General features: G+C 67.0%; 11 protein-coding genes. 2 read left to right on the plus strand and 9 right to left on the minus strand.

Annotated features, from left to right (window positions below; translation table 11 throughout):
- Positions 1-3,645 (plus strand): urea carboxylase, encoded by a 3,645-nt coding sequence (gene uca / locus OH491_RS16210; RefSeq protein WP_068770532.1) that lies wholly within the window; start codon positions 1-3, stop codon positions 3,643-3,645.
- Positions 3,646-3,688: 43 nt separating this feature from the next.
- Here the strand turns inward: uca and OH491_RS16215 are convergent, their stop codons facing one another.
- From OH491_RS16215 to OH491_RS16230, 4 genes are all read right to left on the minus strand, one after another.
- Complete coding sequence (locus OH491_RS16215; RefSeq protein ID WP_068770531.1) at positions 3,689-4,306, minus strand: D-sedoheptulose-7-phosphate isomerase; 618 nt, start codon at positions 4,304-4,306, stop codon at positions 3,689-3,691.
- 203 nt (positions 4,307-4,509) lie between these two features.
- Complete coding sequence (gene rfaD, locus OH491_RS16220; protein WP_068770530.1) at positions 4,510-5,475, minus strand: ADP-glyceromanno-heptose 6-epimerase; 966 nt, start codon at positions 5,473-5,475, stop codon at positions 4,510-4,512.
- A gap of 55 nt (positions 5,476-5,530) precedes the next feature.
- A complete protein-coding gene (rfaE2, locus tag OH491_RS16225) occupies positions 5,531-6,031 on the minus strand; it encodes a D-glycero-beta-D-manno-heptose 1-phosphate adenylyltransferase (RefSeq protein WP_068770529.1) in 501 nt (166 codons plus the stop codon).
- 12 nt (positions 6,032-6,043) lie between these two features.
- Positions 6,044-7,966, minus strand: a complete 1,923-nt coding sequence (locus OH491_RS16230) for a PfkB family carbohydrate kinase (RefSeq protein ID WP_068770528.1) — start codon at positions 7,964-7,966, stop codon at positions 6,044-6,046.
- 194 nt (positions 7,967-8,160) lie between these two features.
- Between OH491_RS16230 and OH491_RS16235 the strand changes: the two genes are divergently transcribed.
- Positions 8,161-9,213 (plus strand): GntR family transcriptional regulator, encoded by a 1,053-nt coding sequence (locus OH491_RS16235; RefSeq protein WP_342750589.1) that lies wholly within the window; start codon positions 8,161-8,163, stop codon positions 9,211-9,213.
- Between the two features lie 275 nt (positions 9,214-9,488).
- Here the strand turns inward: OH491_RS16235 and OH491_RS16240 are convergent, their stop codons facing one another.
- The 5 genes from OH491_RS16240 to OH491_RS16260 form a co-directional block, all read right to left on the minus strand.
- The gene (locus tag OH491_RS16240) at positions 9,489-10,547 is read right to left on the minus strand and encodes a glycoside hydrolase family 88/105 protein (RefSeq protein ID WP_068770526.1); all 1,059 of its coding nucleotides are present in this window, start codon (positions 10,545-10,547) and stop codon (positions 9,489-9,491) included.
- 30 nt (positions 10,548-10,577) lie between these two features.
- The gene (locus tag OH491_RS16245) at positions 10,578-11,741 is read right to left on the minus strand and encodes a uroporphyrinogen decarboxylase family protein (RefSeq protein ID WP_068770525.1); all 1,164 of its coding nucleotides are present in this window, start codon (positions 11,739-11,741) and stop codon (positions 10,578-10,580) included.
- Positions 11,738-13,264 (minus strand): sodium:solute symporter family transporter, encoded by a 1,527-nt coding sequence (locus tag OH491_RS16250; RefSeq protein WP_068770524.1) that lies wholly within the window; start codon positions 13,262-13,264, stop codon positions 11,738-11,740. The genes OH491_RS16245 and OH491_RS16250 overlap by 4 nt, the downstream gene beginning before the upstream one ends.
- A gap of 107 nt (positions 13,265-13,371) precedes the next feature.
- A complete protein-coding gene (locus tag OH491_RS16255; RefSeq protein ID WP_145928809.1) occupies positions 13,372-19,683 on the minus strand; it encodes an autotransporter outer membrane beta-barrel domain-containing protein in 6,312 nt (2,103 codons plus the stop codon).
- A 274-nt stretch (positions 19,684-19,957) separates the two neighbouring features.
- Complete coding sequence (locus OH491_RS16260; protein WP_068770522.1) at positions 19,958-21,877, minus strand: hypothetical protein; 1,920 nt, start codon at positions 21,875-21,877, stop codon at positions 19,958-19,960.
- Between the last annotated feature and the right edge of the window lies 1 nt (position 21,878).

Raw genomic sequence — 21,878 nt, forward strand, 5'->3', positions numbered from 1 at the left:
ATGTTTCACACCGTCCTGATCGCAAACCGGGGGGAAATCGCCGTGCGGATCGCGCGGACGCTGCGGCGCATGGGCGTCAAAAGCGTCGCGGTTTATTCCGGCGCGGACCGCAACAGCGCGCACGTCACCGCGGCGGACGCCGCCGTGCAAATCGGCACCGGCGACAAGCCCGCCGAGAGTTATTTGCTCGGCGACGAAATCATCGCCGCCGCAAAAAAAACGGGCGCGCAGGCCGTCATTCCCGGCTACGGATTTTTGTCGGAGAACACCGCCTTCGCCGCGGCGTGCGCGGAGGCGGGCATCGTGTTTGTCGGGCCAACGCCCGACCAGATCCGCCAGTTCGGCCTGAAGCACGAGTCGCGCGAAATCGCGCGCCGGGCCGGCGTGCCGCTCGTGCCCGGCACGGGCCTGCTCAAGTCGGCCGCCGAGGCGCGCGCCGAGGCGGAAAAACTCGGTTATCCGGTCATGCTCAAGAGCACCGCGGGCGGCGGCGGCATCGGGCTGACGCGCTGCGCCGGCGCGGAGGAACTCGAGACGGCGTTTGAATCGGTGCAGCGGCTCGGCGCGAATTTTTTCAAGGACAGCGGCGTGTTTATCGAGCGTTACGTGGACAACGCGCGCCACGTCGAGGTGCAGATTTTCGGCGACGGGCGCGGGCATGTGGTCGCGCTCGGCGAGCGCGATTGCTCGATCCAGCGTCGCAACCAGAAGGTCGTCGAGGAGACCCCCGCGCCGAATCTCCCGGCGGCCACGCGTGCGAAACTGCTCGCGGCGGCGGCGGCGCTGGGGCGCGCGGCCGGCTACACGAGCGCGGGCACGGTGGAGTTCATCTACGACGGCGCGCGCGATGAGTTTTATTTCCTGGAGGCCAACACGCGCCTCCAGGTCGAGCATCCCGTCACGGAGGCGGTGACGGGCATCGACCTCGTGGAATGGATGATCCGCACCGCGGCGGGCGAGCCGCCGGAGCTGGATAAATTCGTTGCGAAGCCGGAAGGCGCGGCCATCGAGGTGCGCCTCTACGCGGAGGACGCGCTGAAGAATTTCCAGCCGTCGCCGGGCGTGCTGACCGAGGTGGCGTTCCCCGAGGGCGTGCGCGTGGACGGCTGGGTCTCGACCGGCACGGAAGTGACGCCGTTCTACGATCCGATGATCGCGAAACTCATCGTGCACGGGAAGGACCGCGCCGATGCGATTGCGAAGATGAAGGACGTGCTCGCCCGCTCGCGCGTCTCGGGCATCGCGACCAATCTCGATTACCTGCGCGCGATCATCGCGAGCGAGGAGTTCGCGGCGGGCCGCGTATGGACGCGGTTTCTCGACACGTTCGCCTACGTGCCGTCCGCCATCGAGATCGTCGAGGCGGGCACCTACACCACGGTGCAGGACCATCCGGGCCGCCCCGGCTATTGGGACGTGGGCGTGCCGCCGTCCGGGCCGATGGACGATTATGCGTTCCGCATCGCCAACCGCATCGTCGGCAACCACCCGTCCGCCGCCGGGCTCGAATGCACGCTGGCGGGGCCGGCGATCCGGTTTCACCGCGAAACGGTGTTCGCGCTCACCGGCGCGCCCGCCCCGGCGACGCTCGACGGCGCGCCGGTCGCATGGTGGGCGCCCGTCCGCGTGAAAAGCGGGCAGGTGCTGCGCGTCGGCAAGGCGGCGTCCGGCTGCCGCAGCTACATCGCGGTGCGCAACGGCATCGACGTGCCCGTCTATCTCGGCTCGAAATCGACCTTCGTGCTCGGCCAGTTCGGCGGGCACGGCGGGCGGGTGCTGCGCGCCGGCGACGTGCTGCCGGTCAACGATCCGACCTCGCCGGCTTCCAACACGCCCGCGCCCGTGGCGGAGCCCGCCGCCGCGCCGCGGTCCCTCGTGCCCGTGTATCCAAATTTCTGGCACATCGGGGTGATGTATGGGCCGCACGGCGCGCCGGACTTTTTCCTGGAAAAATCAACGGCCGCGTTTTTCGAGGCTGACTGGGAGGTGCACTACAACTCGAACCGCCTCGGCGTGCGCCTCATCGGCCCGAAGCCGGAATGGACGCGGCACGATGGCGGCGAGGCCGGCCTGCACCCGTCCAACGTGCACGACTGCGAATACGCCGTCGGCTCGGTCAACTTCACCGGCGACTCGCCCGTGATCCTCGCGCACGACGGGCCGAGCCTGGGCGGTTTCGTCTGCCCGGTCACCATCGTGAAGGCCGAGCTCTGGAAAATCGGCCAGGTGAAGCCCGGCGACAAAATCCGGTTCCATCGCATGGCGTTCGACGATGCGCTGAAGCTGGAAAAGGCGCGCGACACGGCCATCGCGACGCTGGCGCCGCCGGACGGCGACATCCGCCCCGTGGTCGAAGCGCCCGAACGCGCCGACACGCCCGCGGCGCTGGGCGCGGGCTGCGTGCTTGCGTCGATGCCCGAGATCGGCGAGCGGCCCGAGGTCGTTTACCGGCAGGCGGGCGACAACTACATCCTCATCGAATACGGGCCGATGGTGCTCGACCTGCGCTTCCGCCTGCGTGTTTACCAGCTCATGCAGGCGCTGCGCGAAAGCCCGCTCGCGGGCGTGCTGGAGCTTTCGCCCGGCGTGCGCTCCTTGCAGATCCGCTACGACAGCCGCGTCATCACGCAAAAGACGCTGCTCGCCAAACTCCTCACGCTCGAAGGCCGCCTGCCCTCGCTCTACAAGCTCCGCATCCCCTCGCGCATCGTGCACCTTCCGATGGCGTGGCAGGACTCGGGCACGCTCGGCGCCGAGGCGCGCTACCGCGAGACCATCCGCGCCGAGGCGCCGTGGCTGCCGAGCAACGTCGAGTTCATCCGTCGTATCAATGGTATGGATACGGTCGAGGAGGTGCGCCGCGCGGTGTTCGACGCGAGCTACATGGTGCTCGGGCTGGGCGACGTTTATCTCGGCGCGCCGTGCGCGGTGCCGGTCGATCCGCGCCACCGGCTGGTGACCTCGAAATACAATCCCGCGCGCACGTTCACCGCCGAGGGCACGGTCGGCATCGGCGGCGTTTACATGTGCATCTACGGCATGGATTCGCCCGGCGGCTACCAGCTCGTCGGGCGCACGCTGCCGATCTGGAACAAATTCCTCAAGGGGCCGGTGTTTGCCAACGGCGAGCCGTGGCTGCTGAAGTTTTTTGACCAGGTGCGGTTTTTCCCGGTGCCGGAGGACGGACTCACGCGGATGCGCGAGGCGTTTCGCGAAGGCCGGCTGCCGCTCAAGGTCGAGGAAACGGTCTTCGACCTGGAGGCGCACGAGAAATTCCTGGCCGAAAACGCCGACGGCATCGCGGCGTTCCAGTCGCGCCAGAAGACGGCGTTCGAGGCCGAGGTGGCGCGCTGGAAGGCCGAGGACACGCGGCCCGGCGCGCCCGAAAGCGCGGCCATCGCGCCGCCGGCCGAAGCCGACGGCTGCCCGGTCAAAGTCGATATCAGCGGCAACGTCTGGAAGCTCCTGGTCGGAAAAGGCGCGAAGGTGGAGGCCGGCCAGCCGCTCGTCATCATCGAGGCGATGAAGATGGAAATCAACGTGAGCGCGCCCGTGTCAGGCGTGGTGAACGCGCTCTATTGCAAGCCCGGCAGCCCGGTGAGCGCGGGCAATCTGCTCATGACCATCGCGGAGGCGGCGGCGTAAAGGGGATGCGCGGGTTGCGCGGCGCTACCAACAGTATCGTCGCTTAGCCGAACAGTTCCGCTTCGATGGCCTGGCAGAGGTAGTGATAGACGGGGAGGTGCAGTTCCTGGATGAGATAGGTCTCGTCGGCGGGGACGTTGATGCAGATGTCGGCGAGCTGGCGGAGCGCGCCGCCGCCGCGGCCGGTGAGGGCGATGACAGGGAGTTTGCGCGCACGGGCGACCTCGGCGGCGGCGCAGACGTTTTTGGCGTTGCCCGAGGTCGAGATGCCGATGAGCACGTCGCCGGGGCGTCCGAGCGCGTTGACGAGTTGCGCGTAAATGAGGAGCGGATCGACGTCGTTGGTGAACGCGGTGCCGAGCGCGGGGAAATTGGTGAGCGGGATGGCGGGCAGGCCGCGCTGGAGCTTGCCGGCGAGTTCGGGCGAAAGCCCTTCGCGCTCGGCGGGGAGGAGCGGGCGTTTGCCCATGAAGCCTTTCAGCAGTTCGCCCGAAATGTGGTCGCAGTCGGCGGCGCTGCCGCCGTTGCCGCAAAGAAGGAGTTTGCCGCCGGCGCGATAACAGGCGAGCAGCGCGTCGCGGGCTTGCAGGATTTGCGCGCGGCAGGCTTCAAGCACGGGACGGCGGGAAAAAAGGTCGTCGCGATAGTGTTGTTCGGTCATCGGGTGTTTTGGTTTTTATCGTTCTCGTTCTCTCGGCTTGATTCAGCCTCTTTATTCTTTCCTCTTTCTCTTTCCTCCTCCGTCCTACTTCAGCATTCGGGAAAAGAGAAAGAGGAAAGATAAAGATAAAGATAAAGAGGAAAGAAACGGACTGGGAGCACGAGTAAGAGAACGAGAACGATAAAGGCAAGGCGCGCGGGGCGTCAGGCGGGCTTGACGAGGTAGTTCACCACGTAGTCGCGGACGGCGTCCTCCAGGGTGAAGGCTTCGCGGGTGTAGCCGGCGGCGCGGGCCTTGGCGGTGTCGGACTTGGTGTAATATTGGTATTTCTCGCGGATGGTTTCCGGCATGTCGATGTATTCGATGACCGGTTCGCGCCCGAGCGCGGCGAAGACGGCGCGGGCGAGGTCGTTCCAGGAGCGCGCGCGGCCGGTGCCGGCGTTGAAGAGGCCGGAGACTTCCGGGTGGTCGTGATAGAAGAGCGTCTGCGCGACGGCGTCCTTCACGTAAACGAAATCGCGGAGCTGCTCGCCGTCCTTGTAGTCGGGGCGGTGGGAGCGGAAGAGCTGCACCTTGCCGGTTTCGACGATCTGGGTGACGGCCTTGTTGATGACGGAGCGCATGTCGCCCTTGTGGTCCTCGCCGGGGCCGAAGACGTTGAAGTATTTGACGCCGGCGATGGCGCGCAGGTGGCCGCGGCGGAGAGCCCAGAGGTCGAACATGTGCTTGGAATAGCCATACATGTTGAGCGGGCGGAGCAGCGGCGTGACGTCGTCGGAGTCGTCGTAGCCATGCTCGCCCGCGCCGTAGGTGGCGGCGCTGGAGGCGTAGATGAAACGCACGCCGTTTTTCAGCGACCATTCGCAGAGTTCGCGCGTGGTGCGGTAGTTGTTGTCGAGAAGGTAGTCGGCGTCGGCCTCGGTGGTGGCGCTGCACGCGCCGAGGTGAAAGATCGTGGCGACGGGCGGGAGGTCGTTGTCGCGCACCCGGCGGCGGAAGTCGTCGATGCCCCACGCGTCCTCGAAGGCGAGGCCGAGGAGGTTGCGCCACTTTTCGTCGCGGCCGAGCTTGTCCACGATGTAGATGTTGTCCTCGCCGCGCCGGTTGAGCGCCTCGACGAGGTTGCGTCCGATAAAGCCGGCTCCGCCGGTGACGATGATGGCCTTCATGGAAAATGAGTAAGAATTAAAAATTAAGAATGTGAATGCGCTTTTTCGGGGCGGGTTATTTCCCGTAGGCCTCGGTGACTTTTTTGATGATGTTGGTGGTGGAGCGGCCCTCGACCATCCTGGCGAGAACGACCTTGCCGCCGTGGGCCTCGACGACGTCGCGGCCGCTGACGTAGTGCGCCCAGTCCTCGCCTTTCACGAGCACGTCGGGAAGGATGTGCGCGATGAGTTCCTTGGGCTCGTCCTCGTCGAAGATGACCACGTAGTCCACGCACTTGAGGCCGGCGAGCAGGGTGGCGCGCTCCTGCTCGGGGACGATGGGGCGCTTGTCGCCCTTGTAGCGTTTGACGGAGGCGTCGGAGTTGAGGCCGACGACGAGGCAGTCGCCCTGCCGGCGGGCGAAGGTCATGTAGGTGAGGTGGCCAAGATGGAGGATGTCGAAGGCGCCGTTGGTGAAGACGACTTTCTTGCCGGCGGCGCGGAGCGCGGCCATTTCGGTTTTCATCTGGTCGCGGGTGAGGATGCGGGACTGGTAATCAAACGGGTTGTTATTCATCGGGAGAAAAAGTCAGGCGGCGGCTTTGGGGTTTATTTTGAGCAGCGAGAGGAGGGCGTTGAGCTGGGAATAGTCGGGCACGACGAGGTGGGCGCCGGCGCGGATGACGCGGGTGCGCTTTTCGGGTGCGAGGCCGAAGCGCTGGACTTCGTTGCTGGCGATGCCGACGGCGAGGCCGCCGCGCTTGCGGGTCTCGCGGATTTCCACGGGGCCGTCGCCGAAGGTGACGATGTGGGCCGCGTTGTCCGGGCCGATTTCGCCGAGGATGCGCTCGAGCACCATGCGCTTGGCGTCGTGGGTCATGTCCTGGTTCGCGCCGTAGATGCGGCCCTCGAAGAGGTGCGCATAGCCGAGCGCCTCGGCCTCGAGGATGACGTCCTGTTCGTCGGTGCCGCTGGCAAGGAAGAGGCGCACGCCGGCGGCGTGCAGGCGGTGGAGGAGCGCGACGGCGTTCTTCAGGGTGAAGTCGGTGACGTCGAGCTCGCCGCGGTCGAGCTGCTGCTTGCGCTCGCGGACGAGCTCCATGAGGGCGTCGTTGTAGATGCGCTTGTAGCCGGGGGCGTCGAGAATCTCGGCCTCGGGGACAAAGCCCGCCTCGCGCACCATGAGCGAGAGTCCGTGCATTTGCTGGAGGGTTTGGATGCCGGTGGTCTTGTCGATGAACTCCCTGCTTTGCTGGACGATGCGCTCGTAGGTGGCGCTGTCGGCGGTCTTGTAGGCGGGGCCGAGGATGGCGCGAATCATCATGGGCTCCATGACCTTTTCCCAGCCCTGGCGGAGCGTGGAGATGGTGCCGTCGTGGTCGAAGATGGCGAAACGGAGGTCGAACTCGGCGGGGAGCGGCTCGGCGATTTCGATGGCGGTGCCGGGCGCGAACGCGGCGCGGCGGATGTCGTCGGCCAGTTCGGGTTGGTAAACGTAGTCGGCGTGCTCACCGATGGCGAGGATCTCGGCGGGCGCGGCGGTGCCGGTCTGGTGGAGTTTCTGCACGGTGACGCCGGCCACGAAGTTGCCAAAGGCGGCGGCCTCGGCGGGCGCGGCGCCGATGGAGAGGCAGGCGGCGATGCCGGACACCATGCTGTCGCCCGCGCCGACGGAATCGGTTTTTTTGATGATGTGCAGGCCGGGAATCTCGTGCGCGCCAGTGGCATCGACGACCACGCAGCCGTGTTTGCCGCGCGTGACGAAGACGGGTTTTTTCCATTGCGCAAAAAGGCGCGAGGCGGACTCGATGGCGTCGCGGCGCGGGATGGAATCGCGAGGGCCGTAGGAGAATCCGCAAAGGCGGGTGGCCTCGTGGTCGTTGAGCTTGCGCAGGCCGGACGAGTAGGCATCGGCGAGGCGGCGGCAGCGGCAGTCGATGAGCGCGGTGACGCGCGGATGCGCGGCGAGGAGCCGGTTCAGCCCGGCCTGAAACGCGGCGGAGTGCAGGCTGTTTTCGAATTGCTGGTTGACGATGAGCACGTCGAGCGCGGGCAGCGCCTTTTCGAGCGCGGCGAGGAGCGTGGCGGTGGTGTCGCCGGCGATTTCGTTGAACACGCCGAAGTCCATGCGGTTGCCTTCGTCGCGGTTGACGATGGGTTTCAGGTAGGAGTGGGTCTGCCAGCCGTCCTTTTGCGTGATCATGCCGGCGGTGTCGGCGCCGAGCGACTCGAGGAGGCGCAGGAGTTCGAGGCCGAGCAGGTCTCCGCCGACGACGCCGAATGCGCTGATGGAGCCGACGCCGATGGCGTGGAGGTTGCAGGCGACGTTGCCCGCGCCGCCGAGGGTGTGGCGCTGTTCGCGCACGGGATGCGTGGCGATGCCGGTCTCGAGCGACGGCTCGGAGCGGGCCATATCGATGATGTAGTAGCTGTCGATGCAAAAATCGCCGACGACACCGACGCGGGCGCGGGCGATGGATTGGAGGAGTTCGCGGAGGCGGGGGGCGTTCATGGAAAAAGGCTGAAGAGCTGAAGGACTGAAGGCTGAAAGAGAATGGATCGGGATGCGGTTCGTAATGGGGGATGCCGCGCGGCGGGGCGAACGAATGAGTTGGCATTTGGAAGAAAGATGTCATGACAACTTGCCGGCGCGGAGCGCATCCGGGTTCCTTACTCCAATTCCGCACTCCGAAATCCGCATTTCCCATGTCACTTCCCAAGCATGCCGTCATTTTCCAGTCCCTGCACCAGGCGATCAAGCGGGGCGACTTCAAGGCGGGCTCGCGCCTGCCGAGCGAGCAGGCGCTGGCGCGCCGCTACAAGGCGTCGCGGCCGACGGTCGCGCAGGCGTTGCGGGAGTTGCAGCGGCTGGAACTGGTGGAGCGGCACCGCGGGGCGGGGTCGTTTGTGCGGCACGCGCCGCTGGCCAGGGGCACGCTCGGGCTGCTGGCCGACGGGCTCGGCGCGACGGAAATGGTCGAGCCGATCTCGGCGGAAATCGCGCGTGCGGCGCGCGCGGCGGGCTGGGATGTGCTGATGGGCGCGGCGGTGGCGGACCGTCCGCCGGATGTCATCGCGCGCGAGTGGGCGGAGCGCGGCGTGGCGGGCGTGTTTTTTGCGCCGGTCGAGCATCACCCGGTGCGCGCCGCCGTGAATCGCGCGGTGGTCGAGCGGCTGCGCCATCGCGGGCTGGCGGTGGTGCTGCTCGATCGCGATATCTGCGAGTTTCCCGAGCGAAGCGACGAGGACTTGGTGGCGATCGACGACTTCTTCGCGGGTTTCGAACTGGCGGCGCATGTGCTGGAGCGCGGCTGCACACGGCTGGCGTTCATCGCGCGGCCGGCGTTTCCCGAGACGACGGATTTGCGCGTGGCGGGCGCGCGCGCGGCGGTGGAGCGCGTGGCGAAGGCGCGGCTGGACTTTGTCGTGTGCGAGCCGGGTGAACGCGCGCGCGTCGAGGTGCTGCTGAAGAGGGTGAGGCCCGACGCCATCATCGCCTCGAACGACGCGACCGCGGCGCGCCTGCTGCAAACGCTGCGCGAGCTCGGGCGCGATGTGCCGCGCGACACCAAGGTCGCCGGTTTCGACGACGTGCGCTATGCGAGCCTGCTCGCGCCGTCGCTCACGACCATGCGCCAGCCCTGCGAGGCGCTTGGCGCGGCGGCGGTGGAGACGATGCTCGGCCGCCTGCGCCAGCCGCGCATGCCGGCGCGGCGGGTGCTGCTGCGCGCGGAGTTGGTCGTGCGAGCCTCGACCTGACGCCCGACGTCACGCACAATCGTATCGCAGGCATCCCTGCCTGCCGTCGCCGGGAGGTCGCGCGAAGCACGGCATTTCTTTTTAAAAGAAGAAAGTCAGCGGCGCCACGCGCCTTTCTTTTTCGACGGCAGGCAGGGATGCCTGCGATACGATGCGCCGCCGAGCACGTCCGTCAGAGGTTCTTGGAGATTTACGCAGGCGATTGATCCGCCAACGTCCAAATATATCAGGACGTTGGCATCAAAGACCATGTGGGCATGTGCTAATCGCCCGCCTCAGTGGCGGATGGCCTCGCCCAGCAGGAGCACGGCGAGCGCCTGGCCGTAGGGCATCGGGCAGACGGGGATCTTTCTATAATGATCGAGATCCAGCCCCATCGGCGTGCCGAACGACACGTTCTGAAGCGTGCCGTCCGGGGTGATGTTGCGAATCACCGCCTCAAGCGCGCGGTTGCCGCATTCACGAAACCGCGCGGGCAGATAACCCATTCTCACGCCCTTTAATATTCCGTAGCCGAAGCCGGCGGTGGCCGACGCTTCTTCGTAGGAACCGGGATCGTCAATCAGAGTGTGCCACAAGCCGTCCCGCGCCTGGCTGCGCTCCAGCGCCTCCGCCTGCGCGCGCAGGGTGGCAATGAGATAGCCGCGCGTGCTCGCGGGCAGGTCCGCCATCTCCAAAAAATCCACCACCCCGGCGGTGAACCAGCAGTTGCCCCGCGCCCAGCGGGCGTTGGCGAAATTCGTGCGATTGGCGAAAGTCCACCCGTGAAACCAAAGCCCCGTGCCGCGATCGAACAGGTATTTGATATGGATGAGGAATTGCTGGATGGCCTCCTCGACGTAATCGGCCCGTTTGCGGACCATGCCCATCTTGGCGAGAAACAGCACCGTCATATACAGCGTGTCCGCCCATATCTGGCCGGCGTTGCTGTGCCCGGTGGTGTCGTGCTGCAGGCCGCCGTCGGTGGTGCGCGCCATTTCGTGCATGACCCATTCCGCCCAGTCGTCGCATGCCTTCATCCATTGCGCGTTTTCCGTGACCTCGCACAAGTGCGCGAGGCACAGCATGGGGGCGGTGGTGTTTACATTTCGCTCCGGGAGGCCCGCCTGCATGCGCCGTTCATACCAGCCTTTCATATAGTCCAGCAAAGAGGCGTCCCCCGATTGCTCGTAGCGCTTGAAAAGACCGTATAACCCGACGCCTTGCGGCCACTCCCAACTGTCAAAGGCGACAATGTCGATGGGACACTGCTCCTGGCTGGGATCGGTTTGCAGTTCGGTCATGCGCCGGATGGTCCGGGCGGTGATTTCCTGGAGGGATGATGTTTCGAGCATGAAAGGGATGGAGGGTGATTATATATTAATTCAATAGGTTCCGTGTTTCCGGGCGGCCCCGGCCAGGGCGAGGAGGTTCTCGAGTTTTGCATAACGGGGCACGTCGCAGCCCGAGCCGAGTATATAGCCGCCGTCCGCCGCCGCGCCGTCGATGCACACGCGGGCCTCCTCGACGATCTGCTCCGGCGTGCTGTTTATGAACGAAAGCGTGTTCACCCCGCCCATCAGCGCGGCGCGGCCGCCCACGATTTCGCGCGCGGCCTTCGTCGTCATGCCGCCGAGCGGGTCGAGCGGAGCGATGCAGTCCACGCCGGTCTCCACCAGGTCGTTGAGCGCGGGCATGATGTTGCCGCATATATGGCAAAACAGGCGGACGTCCGGGCAGTAGGCGTGGACCTCGGTGCAAAAGCGGGTGAAGCGCGGTTTTATATACTCCCGCCAGGTGGCGGGCGAGAGGAGCGTCATGGTCGCCGCCGAGTCGTGAAAACGCAGCACGCGCAGGCCGATGTCGATGTTGAACTTCGCCCGTTCGATGGCGATGGCGGTCGCCTTGTCCATCACGGCATTGGCCAGCTCGGGATTATCAATCAAATCCATCAGGGCGTTGTCCATCCCGCGAAACGAAATATGGAACGACAGGGTGGGGCAGTCGCAGTCGCCGATGACGAGCACCTTGTCGCCCGCGCGGGCGAGTTGCGCGCGCAGCCGGTCGGCGCAGCCAAAGCGAACGTAATCCGCCGGGCGCGGCACATAAATCCGCGCGGCGTCCTCCACGGTGCCGACGAGCGGCTTTTCCACGCACGTCCAGAAATGGTGGTGCACCATCGTGTAGGGATCGGACACGTCGAAATGCTCCGGCGAGTAGAGGTGCGTTTGCAGGCCCCCGGTCATGTCCACCTCGCCGATGGCGCGCCCGTCGCGATTGTATTCGATCACGCGCCCGTCGGAGCCGGCGCGGGCGTCGCGGCGCGGGAAATGCCACACGCGGATGGCGTCCGTGTTGCACACCAGCGCGGCGTCGATCATCACGCGCAGCGCGGCCGCCGGATTGCGCACCACCTCCAGCAGGCTCGCGCCGGTGAGGTTTGCCGCGGTGTCCACCCACATCTTGGGAATGACCGGCACCCGGTCGGCCTTGCCGCCGGACATGGTTATATAGACTCGTTCGCTTGGCGTCATGGGTTTTGCATTCATTTGCGTTGCCACAAAATCAGGCCGCGCAGTTCCTCCCTGCTCTTTATTGCGCCGCCGAAGGCGAGGCTGGCGGCATAGCCGACGACCATGCAGGAGGCGATGGCGACGAAGCCGTGGAAAAACACGTTCGTGCTGGTGAAGGTTTGCACGGCCCAGGTGACGACGATGCTGGCCAGCGCGCCGACCAGCACGCCCGGCGCGTTGGCGCGGCGGGTGAGCATCCCGAGGGCGAACACGCCGGGGAAGCCGCCGCCGATGAGCGCGACCAGCTTGATGAACACTTTCCAGAGCGAGGGCGCGTTGAGGTGCGCCAGATACATCGCGAAGAGCGTGGCGAGCGCGCCGCAGAGGAAGGTGGTGAACCGCGCGAGTTTCACGCGCTGCCGCTCCGTGCTTTGGGGCCGGAAGGTCATCTGGAAGTCGGAGACGACGATGGCGGCTGCGGAATTGATGATGCCGCTGAGCGCGCCCATGGAGACGGCGAAAAGCGCGGCGATGATGAGACCGACGATCCCGTGCGGCAGCTCGTTGGCGATGAAGAAGGGGAAGATCGCGTCGTTCGGCAGCCCCTCGGCGAGCTTCGCGGGATTGGCCTCGTAGAAGAGCGACAGTGAGGTGCCGATGAAAAAGAACAGCGTGGCGCTGACCGTGCCGATCACGCAGCCCATCACGACGGTGTTGCGCGCCTCGCGGTCGGTGGCCGTGCCGAGGATGCGCTGCATGAGCGGCTGGTCGCCCAGATAGGTGAAGATGGTGGCGAAGAACATGCCGGTGAACACCCAGACGGTGTTGCCCGACAGGTTGAGGCTCCAGTCAGCCGCGTGGAATCGCCCCGCCGCGAGGCCTTTTTCAAAGATGCCCGGCAGGCCGCCCTCGACGCCCATGGACACGTAAACGATGGAGACGATGACGCCGCCGAACACCACGATGGCCTGGATGAAATCGGTCCAGACCACGGCCTCGAAGCCGCCTTCCACCGCGTAGATGGTGGTGACCACGCCCATGAGGAGGATGCTCACATAGACATTGAGGCCGGTCACCGTGGAGAGCGCGAGCGCGGGCAGGAGCAGGACCACGCTCATGCGTCCGCCGATTTTCAACATGACGCCCAGCGCGGCGCCGAGCAGTTGCACGCGCTTGTCGAAGCGGCGCTCCAGATAGGAGAAGATGGTGGTGATGTTCATGCGCCGGAGCAGCGCGACGAAGAAGAAGCCGGTGGCAAAGCCCGCGAGGGTTTGCGAGGGCACGGTGCCGTAGGTGAGCCAGTTCTTGTCGGAGTAGGCCTGGGCGGGCAGGGCCATGAAGCTGATGCTGCTGGTGGCGGTGGCGAAGAAGCTGACCGCGGCGGCCCACCACGGGATGCGCCCGCCGCCGAGGAAGTAGTCGTTGGCGGCGTCCTGCTTTCGCCTCGCGCACCACCAGCCGATGCCGAGGTTGAGCGCGAAGTATAAAACCAGCGTGACATAGTCCTGCCACGCGAGCGTGCGCGCGTGGACGGCGGCGAGGATGGGGGGAGGAATCATGTATATAGTTTAAGTTTTAAGTTTAAATTTAAGATGCGGCGGCTTGGAGGTTTTTGATTTTTCTTAAACTTAAACTTCCAACTTGAAACTGGCCGCGAAGCGGCCTGTTACCACACATAGCGGACGCCTCCGGTGGCGGAGCAGGACTCGCGGGCTTTGCCGGTGATGAAGGCAAAGGAGAAATTGAAGCTGAACTGTTCGGTCAGGCCCCAGCCGAGACCGGCGGAGAGGTCGAGCTGGCCGCCGCGCAGGTCGTTTTCAAACACATAGGTCGCCGCATGCGCCGGGGTGGCGGCATCCTGCACGCGCATGTCGTAGCGGTTGGCAAATTCGTGCGACACGCCCGCGCGCAGCCAGGGTTGCAGCCACTCGCCGCCGTCGAGGTCGAAGAAGCGGTGCCAGCGCAGGCCCGCGCGCGCCAGCAGCGACTCGCCGTCGTCGAAGGCGTATTTGCGGTCGCGGTCGTCCCAGCCCGTGCCGGTGGCGAGCTTCTGGCCGGTCAGCGCGGCCTCCGCCTCCAGCGTGCCGAGGCGCGGCGAAACGGCCAGCGCGTAGCCAGCCTCGAGCGACGCGCCGCTGCTCCAGCCGCGCGTGCGGAACTCGCCGTCGCGCGCGAACACGCGGTAGATGCTGTCGTCGGCCTGGAGCAGCAGCGAGGCGTGGAGCCGCCCGCGCTGCATGAGCACATACACGCCGGCGCCCTTGGCGTCGTCCTGCGCGCGGATGCCCGCGACCCGGCCCGCCATGTCGGTGTTGGTATAAAACGCGCCCACGGTCCACGCCGCGCCTTCGCCCGCGAAAACGGTGTCGAGGCCGACCTGCACGAGGTTGGTGTGGAAACGCGACGCCTCGAACGGGCCGGTTTTCAACTCGGTCTGGTCGTAAACATCGCGCAGCCACCAGCCGCCGCGTTCGTGGGCGGGGGCGGCGCGCAGCGCGGCGAGGCGTTCGCGCACGCTGTCGAAACCGGCCTGGCCGGCGAGCGCGGCCACGCCCGGAAGCGCGCCGGCGGCGGGAATCTCGGGCACCGGCGCGACCGCCTGCAAATAGAAGCCGCCGTCGCCCCGCACCAGTCCGTAGTCGAACACACCCGCCGTCACCGGCTCCGCGAGCGAGAACGTGCCGCCGATCGCGCCGTCCACGGCCACGACCTTGATGCCGTCGCCCGCGCCCGTGCCGGTGTTGTCGCCGAGGCCGCCGTCGTTGGCGATGCCCAGCCGCGCCGTGCCGCTCATCGCGCCGGTGATGTGGAGCAGGTCGGTTTGCGTTTCCGCGCCGCCGGCGTTGAGCACGGTGGCCAGCGCGACCACGCCGCCGTTGCCGACATAGTCGCCCTCGATGACGAGCGTGCCCATGCCGGCCAGCCCGGCGGCCTTGCCGATTTTGATCGTGCCGCTGTGGACAAACGCACCCCCCGCGCCGAGCCGCACGCGGCCCTGGCCGGCGAGCACGCCGCCGCTGTCAACCGCCATGCCGCGTCCGAGGACCAGTGTGCCGCCGATGGCCAGCGTGCCGCCGCGCAGGTTGTATTGCCCGGCGGAGATAAAACTCTCGCCGGTCACCGTGCCCGCGAGGTGCTCGAACACATCGGCTTGGACCAGCCCCTGGACGGCAAGCGAGCCGGTGCCGGTTTTATAAACATCGCCGATGCTCGCGGCGGACTCGCCGGCGACGGTGCCCGTGTAGGTGGCGGCGCCGGAGGCTTGGCCGAGCACGAGCGCCGAGCCGGCGCGCGTGGTGATGACGTTTGCGCCGAGGCTGGCGGCGCTGCCTTGGAGCGTGCCGGAGAGCAGCGCGATGCCGCCGGCGAAAGTGTTGCCCGTGTTGGCGAGCGTGAGCGTGCCCGCGCCGTCCTTGATCAATTTGCCGCTCGGGTCGGCAAACTTCGTTTCCGACGGGTTGTCGGTGCCGCGGATCGCCCCGCCCGCGAACCGGTAGTCGCCGGTGCCGGTGACGAGCATCTCGGCCACGACCACGCCGGCGGCGTCCACGGTGATGTCGCGCTGCACGGGTTGCCCGGCGTCAGCCGTGCTGTCGAACGCCACGATGTCGCCGTTGGCAAACTTCGTGTCGATGCCCTGCCAGTCCGCTGCGCCGTCGTTGGCCTTCCATGTGCTGCCGGTCGAGCCGCTCCACACCAGGCTGCCGCTTGCGGTCAGGGTGGCGTTCATGCGCAGGCCGGCGGCGTCCGCCGAATACGCGACCGACATGCGCCCGCTGCCGGTACGGTAGTCGGTGCCGTTCACGAAGGTGATAAAGTTGTCCGCATCGAAACCCGTCACCGCGCCCGCGCCGACGAGCAGGTAGTCGCCTTGGACGATGGAGGTGGAGAAATCGAAAGTATTCGTGCCGCCCAGCGCGAGCGCGGTGGCGGTGATGCCGTCGTGCGCGGCGAGCGCGGGCGGGGTGCCGCTGGTCGCGAGGTCGTAGAGCAACGTGGCGCCGTGGAGCGAGAGCGTGCCGCCGATGGCGAGCGTGCCGGTCGCGCCCGCGCCGTGCGAGCCGACTTGCAGCAACGCGCCCGGCGCGGCGTCGAGGTTGCCGCCCACGACCGCGCCGGTGCCGGAAAATTTCGCGCCGGAGGCCACGGCGACATTGCCGCCGAGCGCGCCGCGCAGGTCGAGCGCGCCGGCCTCGACGAGCACCGGGGCGAGGAAGGCGGAGTTGTCGGCGTCGAGCACGAGCGCGCCCGTGCCGGTCTTGGCGAGCGTGCCGGAGTTGCCCGAGAGCGCGCCGTGGAGCGAGAGCGTGCCACCGGCCACATCGAGCGCCGCGCGCGCGCCAGAGGCGAGCGAGAGGGTGTTGTCGAGCTCCAGCGCGCCCGCGCCGGCCCGCGCGCCGAGCGTGCCGGTGTTGGCAAAGGAAATCGCCGCCGCGCCGAGCTGGTCGGCGCGGTCGAACACCAGCGCGCCGCCGGCGATGATGATGCCGCCGCTAAAGTGGTTGCTGCCGGTGTTTGCGAGCACGAGCGTGCCCGCGCCGCTTTTGTCCAGACGTCCGAGCACCGTGCCGGGCGCCGCGCCGCTGGCGGCGTCCCATAGCGCGGCGTCGGTGGTGATGCCGCCGGTCCCGGCAAACACGACCGTGCCGGTGCCGGAGACGGTCATCTGCGAGGCCGACAGCCGCGAGGCCGCGAGGCCCACGGTGCCGGTCACGTTGGAGAACTGCACCGCGTCGCCCGCGAGAAAGCCGTCGCCGTCCGACCAGTTGGCCGAGGCGAGGTCCCAGTCGCCGCCGCCGGCGAGGTTCCAGCCCAGCACCTTGCTGCCGTATTTGATGAGGATGGCCTGGAGGGCGGTGTTGCCGCCGATCAGCGAATAGTTCGACACCCAGCGCGAGTTCGAAACGGTCTGGCCGTTCACCTGGGTCAGCCACGTGCCGCTGGCGGTGATGCCGCCGGTCGTGCTCAGCAGGGTGTAGGTGCCGGTGACAAATTCGTTGAAGTCAAACGCAGTCGTGCCCGTCAGCGTGAGCGAGTTTGCGGAAAACGTGTCCGAGTCCGTCCCGCCGAAGACGCCCAGGCTCACGGTCGCGTTGTCCAGCGTCAGCGCGCCGCCGAAGGCCAGCGCCTGCCCGCCCGCGTGCGGGCCGCTGCCGACGACGACGCGCGAGGCGGTCGCGGTCGCCACGCCGCCGATCGCGCCCGTGCCGGAGAGCACGGCATGGTTGAGGGCGACGCCGTTGGTCACGTCGAACGCGAGCGTGCCGCCGGCGCGCAGGATGGCGCCGTCGGCGAGCGCCAGGGTGTCCGCGCGCAGCGTGCCGCTGCCGCCGAGGACCGCGCCGGCCTGCACGGTGAAGGTGCCGGTGGCGGCGCGGCCGTAGGTGGCGTCGTCCACCAGCAAAAAGTCGCCGGCCTGCACCGTGGTGTTTGCATTGATGTCGGACACCGCGCCAAACCGCACCGCGCCGGAGCCGGACTTGGTCACGGTGGTGACGAGCCCGGCGGTGTCGGTGTTGGCGATGCCGGAGAGCAGCGAGACCGAGCGGCCCGTCGTGGCGGAGAGGGCGAGCGTCTGGTCGGAGCCGGAGAAAAAGATGTCGTTCGGCGTGCCGCCGATGGCGGTCATGTAGCCGCCCGCGCCGGTGGCGCGGATGGCCTCGGCGTCAACCACGCTGCGATCCACGGTCGCGCCGTGCTTGTTGCCGGAAAAGGTAATGTCGGCCTGTTGCGCATCGAGGACAATGCCGGAGCCGATGGAGGAGGCGTCGAGGAAGATCGCGCCGCCGCTGCGCCCGGCGGTGTTGCCGGTGAAGCTGATGCCGCCAGAGCGTTCGGTGGCGATGCGGATGGTGTTCACGGTCGCGCCGGTGTAGTGAATCGCGCCGCCGTCGTAGAAGGCCATGTTGTCCGCGACGGTGGCCGCGCCGGTGAGGGCGATGACGCCGCCGTCGTAGGTGGAGGCGGCGGTGGCGGCGAGCGCGCCGCCGTTGGACGCGGCCTGGTTGCCGGTGAAGGCGGTGGAGCCGCCGATAAGCAGGCGCCCGGCGGAGACGAGGACGATGGCGCCGCCGCTGGCATTGCGGGTGGTGTCGCCGGCGAAGTTGCCGCGCATGACAAAGTCGGTGACGTCGTCGGCGACGACGAGGTTGTTGTTGCGGATGTGGATGGCGCCGCCGCCGTTGGCCATGCTGGTGGCGACGACGTTGTGGAGGAAGGCGAAGTGGGCGGCGCTGCCGGAAAAGACGAGGTCGCCGGCGCCGGCGGCGGCGTAGTGATAGATGGCGCCGCCGTATTGGCTGGTCTGGTTGCCCTCGAAGCGAGCCACCGCGCCGTCATCGAGGTTGAAGGTGAGGGCGCTGGCGCCGCCTTCGAGCGCGATGGCGCCGCCGTAGCCACGCACGCCCGAGCCGGTGCTGAGACCGGACTTGTTGTTTTCAAAGGTGACGGACTTGGTGAAGGCGAAGGTGTTGCCACCGGCGGCGTAAAGGCCGCCGCCGGACCAAGTGGCCTCGTTGCCGGAGAAGCGCGTGCTGCCGCCGAAGGTGACGGCGCCGGCCGCCGCGCCCAGCCAAAGGCCGCCGCCGTGGGCGGTGCCGGTGGCGACACCGTAGCCGGCGATGTTGTCCTCGAAAACCGTGTCGCCCGCGAATTCCAGTTTTTGCAGGGTGTAGCCGAAGGCGAGCGCGCCGCCGGTGCCGCTGGCGTGGTTGCCGCTGAAAGTGGCCGCGCCGCCGAACGAGACGGTGCCGCTGGCGGCGCCGATGGCGATGGCGCCGCCGTTGACGATGCCGCCGCCGGCGCCGGCAGTATTGCTCGTGAAGACGGCGGCGCCGGAGAACTTCAGCAGCGGCGGGTTTTCGAGATAAATCGCGCCGCCGATACCCATGGAAACGTTGCCGGAAAAGGTGCTGGAGCCTTGGAAAGTGATGGGACCGGTGGCCGCGCCGCCGGCCTTGCTGGCACTGATCGCGCCGCCGGAACCGTTCGTCAGCTTGTAGCCGGAGGTGTTGCTGATGAAGACGGCGTCGCCGCCGATGGTGAGCGTGCTGGAGCCGTAGAGCTGCATCGCGCCGCCGACGCCGGTGGCGGCGTTGTTTTCGAACCACGCGCCGTCCTTGAGCCAGATCAGCCCGCCGACGGGGTTGTTGTTGGCGCCGAGAAGAATCGCGCCGCCATGCTGCGCGGTGGCGACGGCGTCGCCGGATTTATTGCCGATGAAGACGGCGGTGCCGTTTACGATGATTTCGCCGTCGTTGCCGTTCTGGATGGCGCCGGCGGTGTTGGCGGAGATGTTGTTCAGAAACACGGCGTTTTTCTCGAAGAGCAACTTCTGGCCGGCGCCGGTGTAGAGGATGATGGCGCCGCCGATGCCGGTGGCGCCGAGACCGGCGCGGTTGCTGTCGAACACGGCATTGCCAGTGAACTTGAGCGAGTTTTTGTTGACGTAAAAGACGCCGCCGCGCCCTTGGGAACCGCCGGCGACGTTGTCCTTGAACACGACGTCGCCGTTGATGGTGACGAAGACGGACTGCGTGCCGGTGCCCGCGAGCGCGAACGCGCCGCCGTTGTTGTTCCGGTTGCCGCCGGTGATGATGAGCTTGTCGAGGTTGAGGACGATGTCGTCGGTGACGGACTCGTTGATGGTGAAGAGATGGTTGTTCGCGGTGGTTTGCGTGACCACCGCCCAGCCGCCGCCGGCGGCGCGCAGGGTGACGCCGGATTGCGCGACGCCGACGGTGGTGGCGTTGGTCACCCAGAGGGAATCGGTGTAGGCGAAGGTGTTGGCCAGTCCGAGCGGGAGCGTGTCGGAGAGCGTGACGACGCCGCTGCCGCCGCCGGTGACGGTGTAGGTGTTGGTGCCGGTGAGCGCGGGCCAGCCTTGCGTGCCGGAGAGGACGATGTCGGCGCCGGGGGCGAATGCCGCGAACGCGGGGAGGGCGGCGGCTAACAATAAAAACCGGGGGAGTTTTGGCATGAACATAAGTCGGAGGTATATTAAATTATCGGCTGGTTTTTATTTAACCACGGAGGCACGGAGTTCGGACGGAGCACCTTGTCTCGCGCGGAGAACGCGGAGGCAGTAGGGCGCGACCTTGCGTCGCGCCGCGAATATCGGACGGTTTTCCGCATACGCGGCCTGACACAAGGTCAGGCCCTACATGTGCGTGACAACGGTTAATAAAATTTCTCCTCATGACTCCGAGTTATCCGTGTTCTCCGTAGTTAATTTATTGGCTGGTTTGTTTTAATCATTCCAGTGCGTCGAACAGGGACTTCCCGACCTCGCGGCCGTTGATCGAGAGCAGGGCGGGGCGGGGCTCGCCGCCTTCGAGCACGAGGCGTTTTTTCGCGGCGACGTCGGCCTCGATGCGCAGCAGGCCGGCGAGGCCGGCGGCCTCGCCGTGGAACCTGGCCCCATCGCACGCGGCCGCGGCGCGGGCGGATGCGAACTGGCGGCGGAATGCGGCGAAACCCTCCGCATCCAGCCCTTCCGTCGCGCGCAGCCAGACCGCCACGGTGGCGCGGCCCCTGGGCTCCTTGTCATCGTGCACGATGGTGATGCGGTTTGCCACCGCCTTCGAGCTGTCGCGGATATAATAAACCGGGGCGGGCGTTTGCTTTGCCGTGGTGTCGGAATAAAGGATGCGCATCGCCACCACCGCGTCGCCTATTTTTATATAAACGGGTGCGCCGGCGGGCACGGCGGCGGGATGGCGGGGGCTGCCGGGTTTGGCCGGTTGGTCGCCGAGCCACACTTCCGCACTGGCGGGAAACGCCAGGTGGGTCTGGAAGCAGGACAACTCGCCGGGTTTGTGGCGCGAGCCGGCGGCGAGCGGTTCAAGCGAGAGCATTTGCAGCACTTCCGGCCCCCGCTGCACCGTGGCGGTGAACGGGACGAGATGCAGGGCCTTGGCCTGGCCGGCGGCGTTTTTTGTTTTTTTGGTGCCGAACGGGTCGCCGCGGCCGTCCATGAACAATGATAATTGTGGAATGTCCGGCGAGTCCCCGAGGTTGGCGGCGAGCATCCGGTCGTCGCCGCCGCGCTCGCGTCCGGCCGAGCCGAGGCTCACGCGCCGCCCGATCCAGTTGACCGCGATGTCCTCCGGCAGCGGGCCGCAACGCTGGACGACGGTGCGGGGCAGCGCGAACGTTTCCGGCGGAAACCATTCCGGGCGCGGCGGGGTATCGCCGGCCTGGAGGAAGGCGACGAGATGGTCGCGCTCGCCGGGCAGCCAGCCGGGACGCTCCAGCTCGGGTTTCTGGCGCAACCAGCCCGCGGCCCAGGTGTGCGCCTCGAAATAACCGTGGCCCCAGAGAAAATTATAGCTGCGCGAGTTGGCCCCGCCGAGCCGGTCGCCCGGCGCCCACCAGTTGGCGGCCGCGTCCGTCCACAAATACCGGATGGCGGCCAGCGCCTGCGCGCGTCCCTCCGCCCGGGCGGCGTATTTTTCGATCATGCCGAGTGTGTCGAGGTCGGTGCCGTAATAAGTCACCGCGCCAAATTCAGTGATGCCGTTTTCCGCGACATGGCGGGTCCAGTCGTCCAGCCGCTGGTAGCCGTCGGCGGCGAGATCGGGCCGCCCGAGGCATTCGCCAATCGCGATGAGGCACCAGGCTTTTTTTATCCAGATATTTGTATAATCAATTTTGACCTTGTGGTTTGCCAGCGCCGGGATGGCTGACCGCATCATTTCCTCGACGAGCCGGCGCGCGCGCGGCGTGAGTTTGTCCGCGTGGCACTTGTGCAGCAGCCCGAGGATCTGCGTGGCGAACTCGACGGCGTTCCAGTCGTAGACCTTGTCGGCGTTGCTCACCCATTTGAAATTGCCGAAAGTGCGGCTTTTGGGATCGAGATCCTGCATTGACCGCCCGAAGGCCAGCGCCTCTTCCACCCGCGCGGAGTCCCAGCCCACCGCCGTCGCCTCGAGCGCGAAGCGCAGCACGCCGCGGATGGAGACGCCCCGGTTTTCATCGTCGGAGCCGCGCGCGGCGGCATCTTGGAATTTCGCCCACTGGTCCTCCAAATCCCGCGTCGCGCCCGCTCCTCCGCCCGCCCAAGGATTAGGCCGGGCGGTCTCGATGGAGGGGCGGGAGGGTTGCGCGTGGGACGGCATGGCGGAGAGCAGAAACACGGCGGTCAGCATTGACGTGGCACGGGACGGGGTCATG

It is taken from the genome of Termitidicoccus mucosus (genome assembly GCF_038725785.1).
Lineage (GTDB): Bacteria > Verrucomicrobiota > Verrucomicrobiia > Opitutales > Opitutaceae > Termitidicoccus > Termitidicoccus mucosus.